Source organism: Sphaerospermopsis kisseleviana CS-549 (genome assembly GCF_028329225.1).
In the GTDB taxonomy this organism is placed as follows: Bacteria; Cyanobacteriota; Cyanobacteriia; order Cyanobacteriales; family Nostocaceae; genus Sphaerospermopsis; species Sphaerospermopsis kisseleviana.
In genome coordinates this window covers 1-2249 of record NZ_JAQMTI010000049.1, presented here as the reverse complement: position 1 = coordinate 2249, position 2249 = coordinate 1, and the positions used below count along the sequence as shown (strand labels likewise).

At 26.9% G+C, this 2249-nt stretch carries 2 protein-coding genes; both read right to left on the bottom strand.

The annotated features are described in order from the left end of the window. Positions 1–236 (bottom strand): type IIG restriction enzyme/methyltransferase (locus PN497_RS03605; RefSeq protein ID WP_272109637.1); only part of this gene is annotated, 236 nt, incomplete at its 3' end. Between the two features lie 270 nt (positions 237–506). After that, positions 507–2249 (bottom strand): Eco57I restriction-modification methylase domain-containing protein (locus tag PN497_RS03600; RefSeq protein ID WP_272109635.1); only part of this gene is annotated, 1743 nt, incomplete at its 5' end.

Here is a 2249-nt window from a genome sequence, read left to right as displayed (position 1 = left end):
GTTTCTCCAAATTGTTCTGGTTTCTCTAACCGAGAAATTTTATCTAAACTATCGAGTTGAATAATGGCATTTTCTATTAATGAACCAACGTTTCTTTCAGGTTCTTTTTTCCGTTGAATCAGTTTTTTACTACCTTCTTTAATTTCCGTTAAACCGATAATATGTAATAGTTCGCTATAAAATCCTTTATCAAGAGTATTGCTATCATTTGCAAAAGGTAATTTTAATAAGTTCATTTTTTCACACCTTGATATTGATTAAATTTAGTTTAACCAAAGCTAAATTATTCAGTAATATTTACAGATAAATTTAGCTTGTTTTTTTACAAATCTTATAATTTGTTCGGACACCATTTAATTTTAGTCTTAAATTGTCAGAATCAGATATTGCGTAGGTTGGGTTGACGTTAGGAAATCCAACATTGTTAAACATCTGTTGGGTTGTTGCTTAACCCAACCTACAAAAATTAATTAATATCAGAAGTTGGGGATATGGATAAGGTGATATTATCTAGAACTTTCGATAATTTTAATTTCCTCTGCTGTTAAATTATAAAGTTGATAAACCATTTGATCAATTTCTGCTTCTAATGCGCTTGTATCTGCATTCGGATCTGCTTTTTTAGCTATGAGAATTTGATCAACTATTTTTTCTAGTGATAATTCTTCAATTTCTGTAGGTTCTTTAATAGGTAACATTTCAATTTTATATTTTTTCCATCTGTTTGTACCCATTCCTGTAGTAGTGGAAATTTGATTAAAATACCATGCTGATAGTTGGGAATTTAAAATTGCTAATAAATATTTAAGTTTTTCACCAGTCATCAAAAAAGTAGTAGCTTCAGCATAATATTTAGAATCATCAAAAGCAAATTTAGGTTGATCAGATATTTCACCCCAAACTATTTTAGGTTTTTCAAAATCTTCTAAATATGCACAATTTCTTAAATTTGTCCAATGCTTACCTTGATCTTGTCGTTGTTCAATATCAGGAATAAAAGAACTTAAATAATTATAAATAGATGGATAATTTTCTTCAGCTTTAATTCTCTCAATATTACTTTTTATGATTCCATTATGTGTATTAATTAAGTATAATCCAGAAAAATCATAACTATATTTTTTTAAATCTCTACCTCTTAAAATTGGTTTAATTATTTCTGATGATTTTTCATCTTCAGAAATTAATTTATTTCTAGTTTCTTCGTTAATAATAAAAGCTGCATTATATCCTGTTTTAATACCAAAATTTATTGTAATTTTAAAATCCTTTAATTTTTTAGCAATTTGTTCTATTTTTTGTTTCAATTCTCCAACTTTTTCATTTCCTATAATCCATTCTGATGTATTAGGTATTTTAAATTCAAAACAGTTGTTAATGAAATATTCATCTAAGGAAGAACCAAATATATAATTACTCATTAAACTAGCTACATTAAAACATTCATTTAGTTGATCTTTTTTAAGAAGTATAATATTTGATTCTACAGTTGCTTCTTCAAAAATCTGAATATCTTCAATATTTAATAAAGTCTTAGGTTGCATATTTTCCCTAAAATATTTTTTCAAAGCATCACCATAAATCGTCTTTAACCAAGAATTAGACGTGATATAATTTAAAAATCCTTGTTTCCTTAAAATGCAATTTCCTTGTTCATAAAACAAGCAATAAATATCTGAACCTTTTGTATAAGTTTGATATTTATTTTCAAAATAAGCAATTTGATATTTATCTTTAATTTTAGATAGTGAAAAGTAAGGAGGATTACCAATAACGACATCAAAACCAACAAAAACACCATCATTATTCAAAACTTCAGGAAATTCAAACCTCCACTCAAAAGCATTATCATAAATCTTCCCACTTTCTATATCTTCAATCTCAACTCGTAACTTATCAATCTCATTATTTAACTTAGCAATCTTTTTCTCCCGTGCTTTTTTCTCAGCTTTAGTTTCCTCAAACAAAGAAGTTTGATTTTCTAAATTCTCAACTTCACCCTGTAACCTTCTTAACTTAGTTTTATTAGGATCACTTAATCCCAATGTTGTCTTTAAATTACCTTTAATATCATTAATTAACCTTGTCATTTCCCGCTTTTGTTCTCTATTTTCAGCGTTGCGGTAAGTTTGTACAGCATTTCTATAAATTTCAATACTGTAATTACTTTTATTTAAAGCAACTCGCAAATCAGCATCTAACGCAAAACGACTAATTAAAGAATTACCACATTTGATGTTAATATCAAT